Genomic DNA, 16,275 nt, shown 5'->3' with positions numbered 1-16,275 from the left:
CGTCCGGATCCGCCCGGGAGCGCGGGCACCGCCCTCATCGCCACGAAAAGCCCTGGCCCTGCCGGACCGGCCGGGTGTCAGCGGTGGCTGAGCACGTTGACCACCCGGCCGTCGGGGTCCCGGACGAAGAACCTCCGTACGCCCCACTCCTCGTCCTGGAGCGGGTGGACGATCTCCGCGCCGCTCTCCCGTACGGCGGCGTGGACCGCGTCCACGTCGTCCACCTCCACGCTCAGGTCGGGAGCGACCGGGCCGGTCAGGTCGTGGGTCATGAAGCTGACCTGCTCCCGCGGGCGGGACGGCGAGGCGACGGTCGTGATCCAGCCGAGGTTCATGACCTCCTCGAAGCCGAGGAGACCGTAGAAGTCCCGGTTCTCCTCGACGGCATCCGTCCGGAGGTTGGGCACGACGCGGCGAACGGTCATCATCGGCTCCCAGCAGGTAGGGCGTGCGGCAGGTCGGCCCGACCGTCGACGGCTTCGACGGCTTCGAGGGCGGTCGGCGTCAGGTCCTCGTGGACATCGCTCACGGGGCGCAGCCTATGCCAGGGGTCCCGACAGCCCACCGCGTCGGACCACTCGTACGGCGGCCGCCCGGATGACGAGGCCCGTCCGGCCGGCCGTCCTCAACGCGAATCCCGCGCCACCCTCTTCGCGATCCTCTCGGCGTCCAGGGCCAGTTCGCGGAGCATCCCGCTGATCGGGTTGGTGAACCCGGTGAAGTGGAGCCCGGGGGCCCCCTTCGGTGAGCGGCCGCCGTGGGCGACCGGGCGGCCCCGCCCGTCCAGCACGTCGAGGTGGCCGAGCAGCGGCTCCAGGGCGCGGTCGTAGCCGGTGGCCGCGATGACGGCGTCCGGGGTGAGGCGCGTGCCGTCGGCCAGGACCACCGTGTCCTTGTCGAAGGAGGCGACCGTCGCCACCGGGGTGACCCGGCCGGTCTTCACCGCGTCGATGAGCCCCACGTCCTGGACCGGGATCGCGCCCTGGCGGACCCGGGAGTAGAGCCCGGTGGCGGGGCGCGGGAGGCCCTGCGCCGCCAGGTCGGGCACGGCGATCCGGGACATCACGGCCCCCGCCCGGTCGACGAGCCGTACCGGCAGCCGGCGGACCAGGATGCCGGTCGCCTGGGCCGGCCAGCCGGCGGTGGAGCGGCGGACGATGTGCGGGGCGGTGCGCACCGCGATCCGCACCCGGGAGGCCCCGCCCTCCGCCAGGTCCGCCGCGATCTCCGCGCCCGTGTTGCCGATGCCGACGACCAGGACGTCCTGGTCGGCGTACGGGGCCGGGTTCCGGTACTCCGCCGCGTGCAGCAGCTCGCCCGTGAACGTGTCGCGGCCCGGCCACTGCGGTATGCGCGGGGTGTGGTTGAAGCCGGTGGCGACGACGACCGCGCGGCCCCGCAGGACCCGGCCGCCCGTCGCGGTGAGCCGCCAGTCCCCGGAGCCGTCGGGGTCCGGGTCGATCCGGGTCACCTCGACGCCCGTCACCACTTCCAGCTCGTGGTGCTCGGTGTACTTCTCCAGGTACCGCACCACGTCGTCCCGGCCCACCCAACGCCCGAACTTCCGGGGCATCTTCAGCCCCGGCAGCGCCGACCAGCGGCGGGTGGTGTGCAGGTGCAGCCGGTCGTAGTGGCCGCGCCAGGACGCGCCGACCCGGTCCGACTTCTCCAGGACCACCGTCCGTACGCCCCGGGCGCGCAGCGCGGCAGCGGTGGCGAGGCCTCCAGGGCCGCCGCCGATGACATAGACGGGCCGGTCGTCCGTACGGTCGGTGAGGGCCACGGCGTCGTGACTGTCTGCGGGGGACGGGCTGTTGGGCATGGTTCGGAGCGTAATCGCCCGCTCTGTTGATGGGTCTCGGTCAAGAGGGAAATCGATTGCGAATTGATCACGAGCGCTGCGCTGGGGTGATCGGACGCGGCTGACCCGTAACCCGCCGGCCGGCCGTGCAGACCTCTTGCGCGAGCGGCCTCCCGTCCGCTGAACTGACGTACCGTCAGAAATGAACGACCGGGAGGCCCGATGCAGACGATCTGGCTCGGCGGTGCGGAATGGCTCGCCGTCCTGCGCATAGGCCTCGGCCTGTGGTGGCTGGAGAGCTGGCGGCACAAGGACCGGAAGGGCTGGTTCGAGCGGGGCACGGGGATCGCCTGGGCGGCGGACGTCGCGGGCAAGCACCGGTGGGGCGTCGTGCGCACGGGGTTCCGGCGGGTCGTCGAACCGCGCCCGAAGCTGATCGCGTACGTCGTCGTCTACGCCGAACTGGCTCTGGGGCTGGGCCTGGTGACGGGCTTCCTGACCCCGGTCGCCCTGATCGCCGGCCTCCTCCTGAACCTGCTCTACCTGGTCCTGATGATCCACGACTGGGCCGAGCAGGGGCAGAACGCGATGATGGCGCTGATCTCGCTCGTGGCCCTGTTCGCGATGGCGTGGCAGACCTGGTCCCTGGACGCGGCGCTGGGGCTGTTCCTGTGACGCCCCCGGAGCGTGCGGTGGCCCCGCGGTTCGACCTCCCCGAGCCGGACGCCTTCACCCGCCCGTACTGGGACGCGGCGGCGGAGGGGCGGCTGCTGATCCGCCGCTGTGCCGGGTGCGGCCGGGCGCATCACTACCCGCGCGAGTTCTGCCCGTACTGCTGGAGCGAGGACGTCGGCTGGGAGCGCGCGAGCGGGGAGGCGACCCTCTACACCTGGTCCGTCGTCCACCGCAACGACCTGCCGCCCTTCGGGGACCGCGTCCCGTACGTCGCGGCCGTGGTCGACCTGGCCGAGGGGCCCCGGATGATGACGGAGGTCGTGGAGTGCGCGCCCGGCGACCTCCGCATCGGTAAGGAGCTGACGGTCACGTTCCGGGGCGCGGGGGAGGGCGGCGGGGAGGCCGTACCGGTCTTCCGGCCGGCGGGCTGAGGCCCGCCGGGGTCACTCCTGGGCCGCCTGAGCCGGCTGGGCCTCCGGGCGAAGCCCGCGGAGAGGTCGCCTCTGTCCCCGCACCCGCCACATCCGCGTCTCCGAGGTCACCGGCGGCCCCACCTCCGCCGTCGCCCCGGCCGCCGGGACCGCGTTCCTGGACCACGCCACCGTCAGCGGGCCCGTAGCCCCAGGGTGAGGCGCGCCGGGAGCAGCGTCGTCCGTACGTCCGGCAGCGGGTCCATGTGTTCCACGGTGAAGCGGAACCGGGCCACCAGGGTGGACAGGACGGTCGCCAGTTCCAGGTCGGCCAGCGCCTTGCCGACGCACCAGCGGCTGCCGATGCCGTACGGGAGGTACTCCCCGGCAGCCGGCTGGAGCGATGCCCAGCGGTGCGGGCGAAACGCCATGGGGTCGGTGAACACCGGTGCCGTGCGGTGCATGACGTACGGCGAGATCATGACCGCCGCACCCGCCGGTACGCTCCACCCGCCGCAGCTCTGCTCGCCGTTGGCCGTGCGCAGGATCAGCCAGTTGGGCGGCCACAGGCGCAGCGACTCGGCGATCGTCCAGCGCAGGATGTCCGGGGTGGCGGCGCCGCTGCCCGGGTCCACGGCGGCGGCGCACTCCTCGGCGACCTCCGGCTCGCGGGCCAGCGCCACCAGGGCCCAGGTGACGGCGGCGGCCGGGACCCGGTAGGAGGCCAGGCCGTTGGAGACCAGCATGCGTACGGTCGCCTCGGCGTCCAGCCCGGCGGCGGCCAGTGAGTCGACGAGCCCGCCCTCGCCCGGCCCGTGGAGTGCCCGTCGCAGCTCCGCCTCCAGGTTCTTCTGCGCGCTGACCGACCGGCGGTAGCGGGGCAGGAAGCGGCGTACGGCGGGCGGGAAGTGGAACGGGCTGCTGATCAGCGGGGTCAGCGCGTTCAGCAGGTCGCCGGTGCGCGGGGCGGCGGATCCGGCGTCTCGGGTGCCGAAGCAGAAGCGGGCGAAGGAGCGGGCGGAAAGCTGCTCCAGGTCGGCGACGGGGTCGGTGACGGAGGAACGCGCCCGCCACCGGTCGCAGAGCCGCTCGGTCTCCTCGGCCAGCCAGGCCCGGTGGGTCTCCAGCGCCGGGGGCGACATGCCTTTCCGGGTGGCGCGCCGGCCCCGCATCCACGCTTCGGTGGCCGGGTCGCCGCGCACTCCGCTGACCTCGTCGCGCCGGATGTTGCCGGTGACGAGGAAGTCGGTGTTGTTGCGGCGGAGTACGTCGTGGACGGCGGCCGGGTCGTTCACCAGGACGGTGCCCTCGGTCAGCTCCACCACCGGGCCGTACCGTTCGACCGAGGCCAGGAGATGGCCGAGGCGGTCCTTCTCGTACTGCTCCATCAGCCCGGCCTGTGTCGCGCCCGTACGGACCGGGGGCCGGGGCATGGTCTGTTCGGTCAACGTGACGCCCCTGGGTCGGAGAACGGCCCGGTCCCGACAGGCGGGGCCGGGCCGTTCGTCAAGGCTGACGTGCTGCCGGTGTTACGGGATCCAGGGGTAGGCCCCGGCGGCTCCCTTGGTCGTGAAGCCGAGCTTGCTCGCAGCCTTGTACAGAATGCGCTTGGCCATCAGACGCCTCCTCTGTCATGGGGAACAGCAACGGTGTCAGGCATAGCCCAAAGGGACTGTTGATAAACAGAGTTACAGGAAAAGTTTCAACAACTCGCGATGACGGCAGAAAGGTTGACGGGAGAGGGGCCGGGCGATCCGAACGGTCCCATCCGGACCCACCAGGGGGAGCTGTTGTGACGGAACCGGCCGCGGTCGATCTCCTCGACATCGATCCGGACTTCGGTTCCGATCCGTATCCCGCCTATGCCGTGCTGCGGGCCAGAGGGCCCGTTCACGAGATCCGCGCGGGGGAGAAGGACCGGTTCTGGCTCGTCGTCGGCCATGACGCCTGCCGGGAAGCGCTCACCGACCCCCGGCTCAGCCGCGACTGGCCGCGCAACGGGCACCTGGCAACCGGCATCGAAGCCCCGCCCGCCACCGACGGCCCCGGCAACGCCCACATGCTGCTGAGCGACCCGCCGGACCACACCCGGCTGCGGCGGCTGGCCGCCCGGGCGTTCACCCCGCGCCGCGTCGCCGCTCTCGCCCCGCGCATCCAGGACGTCACCGACGAGCTGGTGACCGCGATGCTCGCCGCTGACGACTGTCGCGCCGACCTCGTGGATGCGCTGGCCTACCCGCTGCGGATGACCGTCATCGGCGAGCTGCTCGGCATCCCGGACCTGGACCGGGACACCTTTCGGGGTTGGTCCGACGAGATCACCGCACCCACCGGCGCGGCGGCGGCGCGGGCGGCACAGGCGGAGGCGGTGCCGTATCTCGGCGGCCTGATCGCCGCCAAGCGCGCGACACCGGCGGACGACCTGCTCAGCGACCTCATCCATACGGTCGACGAGGGCGGGGACCGGATGAGCGAGGACGAGCTGCTGTCGATGGCGCTCCTGCTGCTCCTGGCCGGGCACGAGTCCACGGTGAACTTCATCTGCAAGGGCGTCCGCGCGCTCTTCGCGCACCCCGACCAGTTCGCCCTCCTCCGCAGCGACCTGGACGGCCTCGTGGAGGGTGCGGTGGAGGAGATGCTGCGCTACGACGCCCCGGTGGAGACCGCGCCGCCGCGCGTGGCCGTGGAGCCGGTGGAGATCGGCGGCCGGTCCGTGCCCGCGGGTGCCGTGGTCCTGATCGCCCTGGGGGACGCCGGCCGGGACCCGGCCCGCTTCGCCGCACCGGACCGCTTCGACATCCGCCGCACGGGGACCGGGGACCGGGGGCACCTGGCGTTCGGCCACGGGATCCACTACTGCCTGGGCGCCCCGCTCGCGCGCCTCGAAGGGCGCATCGTCTTCCGCACCCTCCTCTCCCGCTGCCCGACGCTCGGCCCGGACGGGGTGCCGGGGGACCGGATGTCGGGGCTGTTCGTGCGGGGGGAGCGGAAGGTCCCGGTCCGGTGGTGACCTGCTGGGCGGACGGGGCGGAGGCCCGCCGCCCCGGCGCGACGTGTCAGAGCCCCGGCGCACCCCACACCGGGAACCACCGGGACAGGTCCTTCTCCACCCGGAGGTCGTCGCCGAGGGCGCCCCGCACCTGGAGCTCCAGCTGGTTGTCCCGCTTCTCGGCGTCGCCCGGCAGGGGGGCGAACGGATAGAACGTGCCGCGCTTGTAGAGGTAGACCAGCGCCAGCGACCGGCCGTCGGAGCCCTCCGTGTCCCGGAAGCCGATCAGCGAGCACAGCAGGTGCGGGCCGAAGCCGCCGTCCTGGAGCATCGTGTTGACCGCGTGCAGGTCGTTGACCAGGCCCGCCGTGTCGTCGGCCGGGTGGCGGGCGAGCAGCCAGGTGTAGCCGTACGCGTCCCGGCTGAACTCCACCGGGATGCCGCCGCGCTCCGTGTCCGCGTCCAGCAGCTCCCGTACGTCCTCCTGGAGCCGGGCGAAGCCGCCCCCCTCCACGCCCGCGAAGCAGACCGAGCCCAGGCCGGTCGGCGTGAAGCCGGTGGCGGCCTGGAGGGTGAGGGCGGCGGAGGGGACGGCGAAGAGCTGGTCGAGGTCGGGGCGGACGGGTTTGCTGCGGCCGAGGATGGCGTCGAGCAGGCCCACGGGCGTAACTCCTTGAAGACTTACCGGGACAGGTCGGTGGAGATGCGGGACAGCTGGTCCAGGCGCTGTTCCAGCGTCGGGTGGGAGGAGAACAGCCGGCCCAGGCTCTCCTTCGCCGAGAACGCCGGCATGAAGTAGAAGGCGTTGTACGGCTCGGCCTTGCGCAGGTCCTCCGTCGGGATGCTGGCCATCTGCCCGCTGACCTTCGTCAGGGCGGCCGCGAGCGCGGAGGGGCGGCCGGTGAGCAGGGCGGCGGCCCGGTCGGCGGACAGTTCGCGGTAGCGGGAGAGCAGCCGGGTCAGCAGGAAGCTGATTGCGTACACGACGGCGCTGATCAGCGGGATGAGGAGGAGCAGGATGCCCGCCGGGTCGTTGCCGGGGCGGCTGCGCGCGAAGCCGCCCCACAGGGCGATCCGGGTGATGATCCCGGCCAGGACGCCCAGGAACGAGGCGATCGTCATGACGGCGACGTCCCGGTGCGCGACGTGCGACATCTCGTGGGCGAGGACCCCTTCCAGCTCCTCCGGCTCCAGCCTGCGGAGCAGGCCCGTCGTCGCGCAGACCAGGGCCGTCTTCTCGCTGCGGCCGGTGGCGAACGCGTTCGGTACGTCGCTCTCGGCGATGGCCACCCGGGGCTTCGGCATGTCCGCCAGGGCGCAGATCCGGTCGATGGTGCCGTGCAGCTCGGGGGCCTGCTCGGGGGTGACCTCGCGGGCCCCCATGCCGTAGGCGGCGATGCGGTCGCTGAACCAGAACTGGGCGACGAACAGGCCGCCCGTGATGATCAGGATGATCGGCCAGGAGCCCCGCAGCGCCGCGAGGAGCACGCCCACGAAGACGACGTAGAGCAGACCGATCAGGAACATGGTGGTGACCATGCGACCGGTCAGGCCCCGGTCGGGGGCGTAGCGCGAACGGGCTCGTGGCATCGGTGCCTCCCAACAGCTCACCTCTCACCTGACTCCCATAGTGCCCCTTTACGGTGAGAACCGGATAAAGGTGTCGCTTACACCGGTCAGGGCCGGAATCGCACGGGTCAGGACCGGAGTCGCGCCGGTCAGGGCCAGAGCAGCTCCCGCGTCCAGCCGCCGCCCGCCGTGCGGCGGTAGCGCAGCCGGATGTGGCGGCGCCGGGCGTCGCCCTGGAAGAACTCCACCTCGGCCGGCCCGACCACGTACCGGGTCCAGGTCGGGGCCTCCGTGTCCGGCTCCGCCCGCGCCCGGTCCCAGGCCGCGTCCGCCGTCCGGTGCAGCTCCGCCACCGATCCGACGACCTCGCTCTGCGCCCCGGTCAGCGCGGCGGCGAGTGCCCCGGTGGACCGGGCGTGCAGGTCGGCGTGGCTCTCGGCGGGGGTGCAGCGGACGACCGGGCCCCGGACCCGCACCTGCCGGCCTTGCGCGGGCCAGTAGAAGCCGAGGGCGGCGTGCGGGTGGGCGGCGAGCTGGTGGCCCTTGGCGCTGGTGGCGTGGCTGGCGAAGTGCCAGCCCCGCTCGTCCGCGTCGTGCAGGAGCAGGGTGCGTACGTCGGGGAGGCCGTCGGCGTCGGCCGTGGCCAGCGACATCGCGTGCGGCTCCGGCTGCCCCGCCGCCACGGCCTCGGCGAACCAGGCGTGGAAGAGCGGGAGGGGCGCGGGCGGGGCCGCCTCCGGGTCGAAGGGCGGCAGCTCGGTGTCCCAGACGCGCTGCGCGTGCAGGAGGTCGGCGAAGGGGCGCGGGGTCGGTGCGTTCATGGTCGCTATTGGACCGTACGGGCCCATCCTCGCGCCGCCGCACAGAAGCTGGGGGCGGCGGTGTCCGACTTCGCGCCGCGACCCTCACCCCCGCCCCAGCACCACCGTCCCCGACGAGCAGAACCAGCCGCCCGTCCCCGACGCCACCGCCAGCTCCGGCAGCCCGCCCCCGGCTTTCCGCACCTGCCGGAGCCCCGCCTCACCGCGCAGTTGCCGTACCGCCTCCACCAGCAGGAACAGCCCGCGCATCCCGGGGTGGCAGGCGGACAGGCCGCCGCCGTCCGTGTTCACCGGGAGCTCGCCACGCAGCCCGGTGCGGCCCTTCTCGACGAACGCCCCGCCCTCGCCCTTCGCGCAGAACCCCAGGTCCTCCAGCGTCACCAGCGTCATGTACGTGAACGCGTCGTAGATCTCGGCCAGGTCGATGTCGGCGGGCCGGACCCTGGCCCGTTCGAAGGCCAGGCGGCCGGAGACGGCGGCGGGGGAGACCGTGAAGTCCTCCCACTCGGACATCGTGGCGTGCGAGACGTGCTCCCCGGTCCCCAGGATCCACACCGGCTCTTTCGCCGTGTCCGGTACGTACTCCTCGGCGGCCAGCAGCACCGCGCAGCCCCCGTCGCTGCGGATGCAGCAGTGCAGCTTGGTGAAGGGGTCCGCGATCATCGGGCCCGCCAGCACGTCGTCCACCGTGATCGGGTCCCGGAACATCGCCTCCGGGTTCGCCGCCGCGTTCGCCCGTGCCGTCACCGCCACCTCGGCCAGCTGCTCCAGCGTGGTGCCGTACGCGTGCATGTGGCGGCGGGCGGCCATCGCGTACTTGGCGATCAGGCTGTGCCCGTACGGCACTTCGAACTGCGAGGGCCCCCGCGCCCCGAACGACAGGTTCGACGTGCGGCGCCCCGCCTTGATGTCGGCCCGGGCCGTCGACCCGTAGACGAGGAGCACGGCCCGGGCCCGGCCCGCGGCGATGGCGTCCGCCGCGTGGGCGGCCATCACCTCCCAGGTCGCGCCGCCCACCGCCGTCGAGTCGACCCAGGTGGGCCGCAGCCCCAGATACTCGGCGACCTCCACCGGGGCGAGCGTCCCGAGCCCCGCGGAGGCGAAGCCGTCGACGACCGAGCGGTCCAGGCCGGAGTCGGCGAGCGCGCGGCGGGCGGCCTGGGCGTGCAGGGCGTACGGCGTGGCGTCGTCGACGCGACCGCAGTCCGCGAGCGATACGCCGACGACGGCGACCTTGCGGGGACGGCGGGAGCGAGTCGTCGTGGGGGAGGCAGGGTCGGATGGCATGAATCTGACGGTACATCAGATAAGTAGGGCCGCAACCGTGTGCGAGCGGCCGCCACGTATCGCCCGACCGTGTGCGCGAGTCTGTGAATTCCCCTCCCGCGCACTTAACATGACGACTCGTCAGATTGGGGGGCCGCCCGGTCCCCGGGTGGAAGGAGCCCGCAGATGGACGCCGCCTTCACCGCGGAACAGCACGAGATCCGCCGCACCCTGCGAGAACTCCTCGCCCGGCACGGCGGACCCGACGCGATCCCCGCCGCCGTGCGCACCGCCGAGGGCTACGACCCGGCCCTGTGGCGCAGGCTCGCCGGGGACCTCGGGCTGCCGGGCCTCGCGCTCCCGGAGGAGTACGGCGGGGCCGGCTGCACGGCCACCGAGCTGGCCCTCGCCTGCGAGGAGACCGGACGGGCGCTGCTGCCCTCACCGCTGCTCGCCACCGCCGCCCTCGCCGCACCCCTGATCGCCGCCCTCGGCACCCCCGCGCAGCGGGCCGCCCTGCTGCCCCGGATCGCCGACGGGACCCTGACCGCCGCCCTCGCCGTCCCCGGCGGCTCGCTCGCCACCGCCCTCGGCCTCACCGGCGACAACCTCGACGGGAGCTGGGCGGGCGGCGGGCGGGCCGGCGGCATCCAGGCCCGGGGGCCCGGGGAGGGAGAGGTGCGACGGCTCTACGGGGAGGCCGACCGGGTCCTGGACGGGCACAGCGCGGGGCTCCTGCTGGTCGCCGCCCACGCCGGGGGCTATCCGCGCAGCCGTACGCAGCTGTATCTGGTCCCCGGCGACGCGGCGGGGCTGGCGCGCACCCGGCTCACCGCGATCGACGAGACCCGCCCGCTCGCCCGCGTCGAACTGCGCGACACCCCGGCCGAGCTGCTCGGCGCCGACGACACCGCCGACGCGGCCGCCGCGCTCGCCGCCGCCGGGCGCGCGGCCGCCGCGATCCTCGCCGCCGAGGCGGTCGGCACGGCGGCGAGCGCCCTGGAGCGCACCGTGGAGTACGTGAAGGCCCGCGAACAGTTCGGCAGGGCCGTCGGCTCGTTCCAGGCCGTCAAGCACCGCCTCGCCGACCTGTACGTACGGGTCGAGGCGGCCCGCTCCGCCGCGTACCACGCGGCCCGGGACCCGGAGGCCGGTCCGCTCGCCCTCGCCCAGGCCCTGGAGGCGGCCCGGATCACCACCGGTGAGGCCGTCCAGCTGCACGGCGGCATCGGCTTCACCTGGGAGCACGAGGCGCACCGCTACCTCAAGCGGGCGGCGGGCGACGAACTGCTCTTCGGCCCGGTCCACCGGTTGCGCGACCACGCGGCGCAGCGGGCCGGGCTCTTCGGGGCCGACCGGGTGTCCCTCGCCGCCGCACCCGGGACCGGCGTCCGGTGAGCCCCGCACCCGCCGTCCCCGCCCGCGCCGCGCGCCTGATCCAGAAGGTCTCCTCGACCCGGGCCTTCGCGCGGATCGCCCCGCACGTGGTCCCCGCCCTGGACCGGGCCGTGCACCGGCTCACCCGGGGAAAGGTGCTGCTCAGCGCCCGGATGCTGCCGGGGCTCGTCCTCACGGTGCCGGGGGCGCGCACGGGCCGGCCGAGGACCACTCCGCTGGCCTGCATGCCGGAGGGGGAGGCGGAAGGCGCCTGGATCCTGGTCGGCAGCAACTTCGGCCGTCCGGGTCACCCGGCCTGGACCGCCAACCTGCTGGCCCGCCCCGACGAGGCCGTCGTCAACTGGCGCGGCCGGGACATCCCCGTACGCGCGACCCTGCTGGAGGGTGAGGACCGGGCCCGGGTGTGGGAGGCCGCGCTCGCGTTCTGGCCGCCCTATGCGGCGTACCAGCGACGGGTGGAGCGGCGGATCCGGCTGTTCCGGCTGGAGCGGCGGTAGCGGGGGCGCCGGCCGGGAGCGTCCGGGGACGCCGACGGCGGACCAGCCGCGGGGGTGCGTGGGTGGTCCGCCGTCGGTGAGACAGGACGTGGGGCGTCCGGGTGGGCGGGTGCCCGCCCGGCGTCCGGGGGCGTCCGGGACCAGTGGCCTCCCGCACCCCGGACCGCTTACTTCGTCGGCTTCTTGCCGGTGATGCCGAGATGGACCAACAGGGCCAGGTTGGGCCGCAGTTCGGCCTGCTTCACGCCCCAGGTGGTGAAGCCCTTCTGGTGCGAGGCCACCGCGGCCAGCATCGCCACCAGCGAGCCCGCCATCGCCGCCGGGCTGACGTCCTTGTCGACCTTGCCCTTGCTCTGGAGCTCCTTCACGGAATCCGTGAGGGAGTTGGTGACCGAGTTCAGGATCTTCATGCGGATCTTGTAGAACCGCTTGTCCCCCTCGGCCGCGCCGAGGTCGATCACCCGGAGGATCGCGTCGTTGTGCCGCCAGAAGTCGAGGAATCCCTCGACGAGTTGCTCGGAGGTCTGCCAGCCGGCCTTGCCGACCCAGGAGCGTCCGGCGACCAGTTCGGTCAGTCCGGCGCCCTCCTTGGCGACCTCCTCGGCGATTTCGAGGACGGCGCCCTCCACATCGGGGAAGTACTGGTAGAAAGTCGCGGGTGAAGTCCCGGCCTTCCGGGCGACGTCGATGACTTTGACGTCCCGGTACGGCGAGGAGCTGAGCATCTCGCTGAGGCAGTCGAGCAGCTTCTGCCGCGTCGCCTGACCGCGTCGACCGGCCACGCGGCCGTCGACGGTGCGTACTTGTCCTGTCATGCCGTCAGCTTACCGAGGGGTGATGGGAGCGCGATTCGGCCGACTGCAAATGGGGAACGCAGCAGGACCGGCGGGGTGCGCGGGGGCGAGCGGGGGCGGTTTTCGGCCGCGGCGCGCGAGGGCCCCGGAGCGGGAGACGTCGCTCCGGAGTAAATGTTATCAACAGCCTGTGGACAACTTCGGTGGACAACTTTCGTCCACATGGTGAGCGGGTGCTTCACCAATCAGGCAAATGTTCCCTATAGGTGCGTCCGGGGCGCGCGGGGCCGGGGTCGACGTTACGTTGACTGTGACGGGCGTCACGACGCTGCGGCGTCTCTGCTACGGAAGGACCCGGTCCCATGGCCGCATTCGCGCATTCCGCGCCGTGCTGGGCGGACGTGCAGCTCTCGGACCTCGAAGCGGGCAAGCGCTTCTACGGCGGGCTCTTCGGCTGGACCTTCCAGGCAGGCGACGGCATGCCCTTCGCGGACGCGCTCAGCGACGGCCGGCTGGTCGCCGCGCTCGCCGCCAAGAAGGACGGCCGGATGCCCACGGCGTGGGGCGTCTACTTCTCCACCGACGACATCCGGGCCACCGTCGCCGCGATCCGCGAGCACGGCGGCCAGATCATCACCGACCCGGTGCGGGCGGGCCGCGCCGGAATCGTCGCCGAGGCGGCCGACCCCGGGGGCGCGGTCTTCGGGCTCTGGCAGCCGGAAGAGCGGGCGGGCTTCGAGAAGCAGAACGACCCCGCCTCCTTCTGCTGGACCGAGGTCTACACCCGGCAGCCGGACCGGGTGGACCCCTTCTACGAGAAGGTCTTCGGCTTCCACGGCACCGACCTGGACGAGGCGGGCCACGACGTGTCCGACGACGCCGAGGCGCTCGTCGACTTCCGGATGTGGTCCCCCGAGGGCGCCGACCCGGGCCCGGACACCGCCGTCGGCGGCCGCAGCGTCATCACGGACGCGTTCCCGGCCGAGATGCCGAGCTACTTCCTCATCTACTTCGCCGTCGCCGACTGCGACGCCGCCGCCGAACTCGCCGTACAGCTCGGCGGCCGGGTCGCCCAGCCGCCCTTCGACATCCCCTACGGGCGCATGGCCGTGCTCCACGACGACCAGGGGGCCGCCTTCGCCGTACTGCAGCCCAGCGAACTGCTGCCGTGACCGTCTCCGTACGGTCTCCGTGAGTGCTCACCGTCTCCGCGCGTGCTCCCGTGACCGGTGCGGGGAACCGGTGCGGGGAACCGGTTCGGTGAACCGGTGTGGGGGGATACGGGATGAAGTGACATGGGACACCCCGATCCGCCCCCGGGTTCGCAACCGACGCCCGCGCCAGGAAGAATCGGGGTGCGTACCGCCAGGTGATGCCCAGTGGTGAGACCCTGCACGGGGCGCGCCGCGCGGAGCGGGATTCGACCGGGCAGTAACGGGCGGTAATTCGCGGACTTCGTCGCCGAGGTCCGTCTACGGGGAGGTGGCAGGCAAGTGGTGGAGCAGCTGACGCAGCACGACCCGAGACGGATCGGCCCGTTCGAGGTGCTGGGACGGCTCGGGGCCGGCGGCATGGGGCTGGTCTATCTCGCGCGCTCGGCGTCCGGCCGGCGGGTGGCGATCAAGACGGTGCGGACCGAGCTCGCCGAGGACCAGCTCTTCCGGGTCCGCTTCACGCGCGAGGTCGAGGCCGCCCGCGCGGTCAGCGGGTTCTACACCGCCGCCGTGGTCGACGCCGACCCGCGGGCGGCCGTGCCCTGGCTCGCCACCGCCTATGTGCCCGCACCCTCGCTCGAAGAGATAGTGAACGAGTGCGGTCCCATGCCGACGCAGGCGGTGCGCTGGCTGGCCGCCGGCATCGCCGAGGCCCTCCAGTCCATCCACGGCGCGGGTCTCGTCCACCGCGACCTGAAGCCGTCCAACGTCCTCGTCGTCGAGGACGGCCCCCGGGTGATCGACTTCGGTATCGCGTCCGGCGTCTCCAACACCCGCCTCACCATGACGAACGTGGCCGTCGGCACGCCCGCGTACATGTCGCCCGAACAGGCCCGGGACTCCCGCAGCGTCACCGGGGCCAGCGACATCTTCTCGCTGGGCTCCACGCTCGTCTTCGCCGCCACCGGGCACGCCCCCTTCCACGGGGCCAACCCGGTCGAGACGGTGTTCATGCTGCTGCGCGAGGGGCCCGACCTGGAAGGGCTGCCGGACGACCTGCGGCCGCTGATCGAGTCCTGCATGCAGATGGACGCCACCCGGCGGCCCAGCCCCGCCGACCTCCAGGCGCAGCTCGCCCCGCACCTCTTCGCCTCCGGCAGCGACGACAGCGGTACGGCCTCGGCCTGGCTGCCGTCCCGGGCCACCGCGATGATCGAACGGCGCAGGGGCGGCGGGCGCACCGCCCCGCCCGCCCCGGCGGTACCCCCGCCGCCCCCGCGGCAGCCTCCCCGGGCGCCGGAGCGGGACACCGCGTGGCGCAGCGGGGCCGACCTGCGCTCGCCCTCCCCGCTGGACCCGCCCTCGCAGATGCCCGGCGGGGCCGCCGCGGGCCCCGGCCCCTCCGCCGCTCCCGACAGCGGGCCCGTCCATCTCCCCGGCGCCAAGGTGCCGATCGGCCCCGGCCCGCGTGCGGGGGAGGGCCGCGGGGCCGCCGCCGCGCACCCGGCCGCCGCGACCGGGTGGGTCCGCCCGCCCGCCGGGGTCAACGGTTCGTCGTCGGTCGCGGCCACTGCGCCCACCGCCCCCGTCCCGGCCCCGGGGCCCGCCCCGGACGGCGCGGCCCCGGCCCCCGACCGCTGGCGGCCCTGGCGGTTCCGCATGTCCAACGACGTGTGGGGCACGCCCGTCGTCTCCGGCGATCTGCTCTACGTGACGTCCTTCGAGGTCCACGCGCTGGACGTGGGCAACGGGCGACGCCAGTTCAAGACCCGTGACGTGGCCTGGGCGATGGCTGTCGAGGGCGGCAGGATCCACGCCTCGGACGGCCCCTCGCTGTACGCGCTGGACGCCACGACCGGCGCCGAGCAGTGGCGTCTTTCGACCGACGCCTGGGTGTACGCGCTCAAGGCCGACCGGGGCACGGTCCTGACCGCGACCCGGGGCGGCGGCGTGCAGGGCTGGGAGGCGTCCAGCGGCGAGAAGCTGTGGGAAGTCACCGGTGCGCAGAGCGACTTCGAGACGGCGGAGGCCGGCCCGGTCATCCACGACGGCTCGGTGTACGTCTGGCAGGACGCCCGGCTGCGCGCGCTGGACGCCCGTACGGGCCTGGAGCGCTGGTCGTACCCGATCGGCGACGCGGCCTCCTGCGGCGGCGTCCCGGTCCGGGTCACCCCGGCTCCCGACGGCTACGTCTACATCGCGGCGGGCACCCGGGTGCTGGCGGTGGAGACCGGCTCCGGCCGGGTGCGCTGGCACTTCGAGTCGCCCGCGGTCTTCCTCTCCCCGCCCGCGTTCGCGCCGGGTCCGGCGGTGACCGGCGGCGGGGTGTACCTCGCGGACTACCTCGGCACGGTGTACGCGCTGGACGCGGCGACCGGCAAGGACCGCTGGCGGATCGCCACGGAGGCCCGGTCCTCCATCGAACCGGTGCTGGTCGCGGTGGGCAACGTGCACGTCGGCAGCGGCAGCGCGCTGTACACCCTGGACGCGGTCACCGGCACCCCGAAGTGGCGCTTCGCGGCGGGCGGCGACGTGGTGGGGTCCCCGGTGGTGGCCGACGGCCGGGTCCACTTCGGCTCGGCGGACCACGTGCTGTACACGCTGGACGCGGCGGGGGGCCAGCTGCGCTGGAAGCTGGCGACGGGCGGCGAGATCACGGGCTCGCCCGTGGCCCGGGCGGGCGTGGTGTACGCGTGCAGCAAGGACCGCTGCGTGTACGCGCTGGACGCGCTGAAGGGCACGGGCACGGGAAACAGGGCGAGGACCTGAGCCCGGCCCTCTTGTCCTCAAGCGCCGGACGGGCTGGAAGGGCGTCCTCAAGCGCCGGACGGGCTGGAAAGGCGTCCTCAAGCGCCGGACGGGCTCAAAGATGTCCTCAATCGCCGGACGGGCTTGATTTCC

15 protein-coding genes are annotated in these 16,275 nt (G+C 73.6%); 7 read left to right on the top strand and 8 right to left on the bottom strand.

Translation table 11 applies throughout. The annotated features are described in order from the left end of the window. Window positions 1-77 precede the first annotated feature (77 nt). On the bottom strand, window positions 78-425 hold the full coding sequence (locus ACFWRV_RS35020) for a VOC family protein (RefSeq protein ID WP_384340033.1): 348 nt from the start codon (window positions 423-425) through the stop codon (window positions 78-80). A gap of 200 nt (window positions 426-625) precedes the next feature. Beyond that, window positions 626-1,822, bottom strand: coding sequence for a flavin-containing monooxygenase (locus tag ACFWRV_RS35015; RefSeq protein ID WP_384340031.1), 1,197 nt, complete (start codon window positions 1,820-1,822; stop codon window positions 626-628). Window positions 1,823-2,023: 201 nt separating this feature from the next. Between ACFWRV_RS35015 and ACFWRV_RS35010 the strand changes: the two genes are divergently transcribed. Beyond that, the gene (locus ACFWRV_RS35010; protein WP_384340029.1) at window positions 2,024-2,476 is read left to right on the top strand and encodes a DoxX family protein; all 453 of its coding nucleotides are present in this window, start codon (window positions 2,024-2,026) and stop codon (window positions 2,474-2,476) included. A 17-nt stretch (window positions 2,477-2,493) separates the two neighbouring features. Then, the gene (locus ACFWRV_RS35005; protein WP_384340028.1) at window positions 2,494-2,907 is read left to right on the top strand and encodes a Zn-ribbon domain-containing OB-fold protein; all 414 of its coding nucleotides are present in this window, start codon (window positions 2,494-2,496) and stop codon (window positions 2,905-2,907) included. A gap of 173 nt (window positions 2,908-3,080) precedes the next feature. Here ACFWRV_RS35005 and ACFWRV_RS35000 read toward each other — a convergent pair whose 3' ends face one another. Further along, window positions 3,081-4,334 carry a cytochrome P450 gene (locus tag ACFWRV_RS35000; RefSeq protein WP_384340026.1) on the bottom strand — a complete coding sequence of 418 codons (1,254 nt, stop codon included), beginning with the start codon at window positions 4,332-4,334 and terminating at the stop codon, window positions 3,081-3,083. Window positions 4,335-4,678: 344 nt separating this feature from the next. Between ACFWRV_RS35000 and ACFWRV_RS34995 the strand changes: the two genes are divergently transcribed. Then, complete coding sequence (locus ACFWRV_RS34995) at window positions 4,679-5,896, top strand: cytochrome P450 (RefSeq protein WP_384340025.1); 1,218 nt, start codon at window positions 4,679-4,681, stop codon at window positions 5,894-5,896. Window positions 5,897-5,942: 46 nt separating this feature from the next. Here ACFWRV_RS34995 and ACFWRV_RS34990 read toward each other — a convergent pair whose 3' ends face one another. The 4 genes from ACFWRV_RS34990 to ACFWRV_RS34975 all read right to left on the bottom strand — a co-directional run bounded on the left by ACFWRV_RS34990 (window position 5,943) and on the right by ACFWRV_RS34975 (window position 9,552). Further along, on the bottom strand, window positions 5,943-6,536 hold the full coding sequence (locus tag ACFWRV_RS34990) for a hypothetical protein (RefSeq protein WP_384340023.1): 594 nt from the start codon (window positions 6,534-6,536) through the stop codon (window positions 5,943-5,945). A 20-nt stretch (window positions 6,537-6,556) separates the two neighbouring features. After that, window positions 6,557-7,465 carry a zinc metalloprotease HtpX gene (htpX, locus tag ACFWRV_RS34985; protein WP_384340022.1) on the bottom strand — a complete coding sequence of 303 codons (909 nt, stop codon included), beginning with the start codon at window positions 7,463-7,465 and terminating at the stop codon, window positions 6,557-6,559. Window positions 7,466-7,593: 128 nt separating this feature from the next. Further along, window positions 7,594-8,265: a pyridoxal 5'-phosphate synthase gene (locus ACFWRV_RS34980; protein WP_384340021.1), complete on the bottom strand. Its 672-nt coding sequence runs from the start codon at window positions 8,263-8,265 to the stop codon at window positions 7,594-7,596. Between the two features lie 84 nt (window positions 8,266-8,349). After that, window positions 8,350-9,552, bottom strand: coding sequence for an acetyl-CoA acetyltransferase (locus ACFWRV_RS34975; protein WP_384340019.1), 1,203 nt, complete (start codon window positions 9,550-9,552; stop codon window positions 8,350-8,352). Between the two features lie 165 nt (window positions 9,553-9,717). Here ACFWRV_RS34975 and ACFWRV_RS34970 point away from each other — a divergent pair, with 165 nt between their 5' ends. Then, window positions 9,718-10,929 (top strand): acyl-CoA dehydrogenase family protein, encoded by a 1,212-nt coding sequence (locus tag ACFWRV_RS34970; RefSeq protein ID WP_384340017.1) that lies wholly within the window; start codon window positions 9,718-9,720, stop codon window positions 10,927-10,929. Beyond that, a complete protein-coding gene (locus ACFWRV_RS34965; RefSeq protein ID WP_384340015.1) occupies window positions 10,926-11,426 on the top strand; it encodes a nitroreductase/quinone reductase family protein in 501 nt (166 codons plus the stop codon). The genes ACFWRV_RS34970 and ACFWRV_RS34965 overlap by 4 nt, the downstream gene beginning before the upstream one ends. A 167-nt stretch (window positions 11,427-11,593) precedes the next feature. On the opposite strand, the gene ACFWRV_RS34960 is transcribed toward ACFWRV_RS34965, so the two are convergent. Continuing rightward, window positions 11,594-12,241 (bottom strand): TetR family transcriptional regulator, encoded by a 648-nt coding sequence (locus tag ACFWRV_RS34960; RefSeq protein ID WP_384340013.1) that lies wholly within the window; start codon window positions 12,239-12,241, stop codon window positions 11,594-11,596. A 341-nt stretch (window positions 12,242-12,582) separates the two neighbouring features. Here ACFWRV_RS34960 and ACFWRV_RS34955 point away from each other — a divergent pair, with 341 nt between their 5' ends. Together ACFWRV_RS34955 and ACFWRV_RS34950 are read left to right on the top strand one after the other, a co-directional pair. Beyond that, entirely contained in the window at window positions 12,583-13,392 is an 810-nt protein-coding gene (locus tag ACFWRV_RS34955) for a VOC family protein (protein ID WP_384340011.1), read from the top strand. Between the two features lie 324 nt (window positions 13,393-13,716). Next, window positions 13,717-16,143, top strand: coding sequence for a PQQ-binding-like beta-propeller repeat protein (locus ACFWRV_RS34950; RefSeq protein WP_384340040.1), 2,427 nt, complete (start codon window positions 13,717-13,719; stop codon window positions 16,141-16,143). The last annotated feature ends 132 nt before the right edge of the window (window positions 16,144-16,275 follow it).

The organism is Streptomyces sp. NPDC058576 (assembly GCF_042718715.1).
GTDB lineage: Bacteria > Actinomycetota > Actinomycetes > Streptomycetales > Streptomycetaceae > Streptomyces.
This window is presented reverse-complemented; position numbering and strand designations above follow the sequence as displayed.

What these genes read in the sequence shown, in the direction of transcription:
- ACFWRV_RS34980 (WP_384340021.1), bottom strand. Translation starts at nt 8,265, where the DNA reads ATGAACGCACCGACCCCGCGCCCCTTCGCCGACCTCCTGCACGCGCAG.
- ACFWRV_RS34960 (WP_384340013.1), bottom strand. Translation starts at nt 12,241, where the DNA reads ATGACAGGACAAGTACGCACCGTCGACGGCCGCGTGGCCGGTCGACGC.
- ACFWRV_RS34955 (WP_384340011.1), top strand. Translation starts at nt 12,583, where the DNA reads ATGGCCGCATTCGCGCATTCCGCGCCGTGCTGGGCGGACGTGCAGCTC.
- ACFWRV_RS34975 (WP_384340019.1), bottom strand. Translation starts at nt 9,552, where the DNA reads ATGCCATCCGACCCTGCCTCCCCCACGACGACTCGCTCCCGCCGTCCC.
- ACFWRV_RS35015 (WP_384340031.1), bottom strand. Translation starts at nt 1,822, where the DNA reads ATGCCCAACAGCCCGTCCCCCGCAGACAGTCACGACGCCGTGGCCCTC.
- ACFWRV_RS35010 (WP_384340029.1), top strand. Translation starts at nt 2,024, where the DNA reads ATGCAGACGATCTGGCTCGGCGGTGCGGAATGGCTCGCCGTCCTGCGC.
- htpX (WP_384340022.1), bottom strand. Translation starts at nt 7,465, where the DNA reads ATGCCACGAGCCCGTTCGCGCTACGCCCCCGACCGGGGCCTGACCGGT.
- ACFWRV_RS35020 (WP_384340033.1), bottom strand. Translation starts at nt 425, where the DNA reads ATGACCGTTCGCCGCGTCGTGCCCAACCTCCGGACGGATGCCGTCGAG.
- ACFWRV_RS34970 (WP_384340017.1), top strand. Translation starts at nt 9,718, where the DNA reads ATGGACGCCGCCTTCACCGCGGAACAGCACGAGATCCGCCGCACCCTG.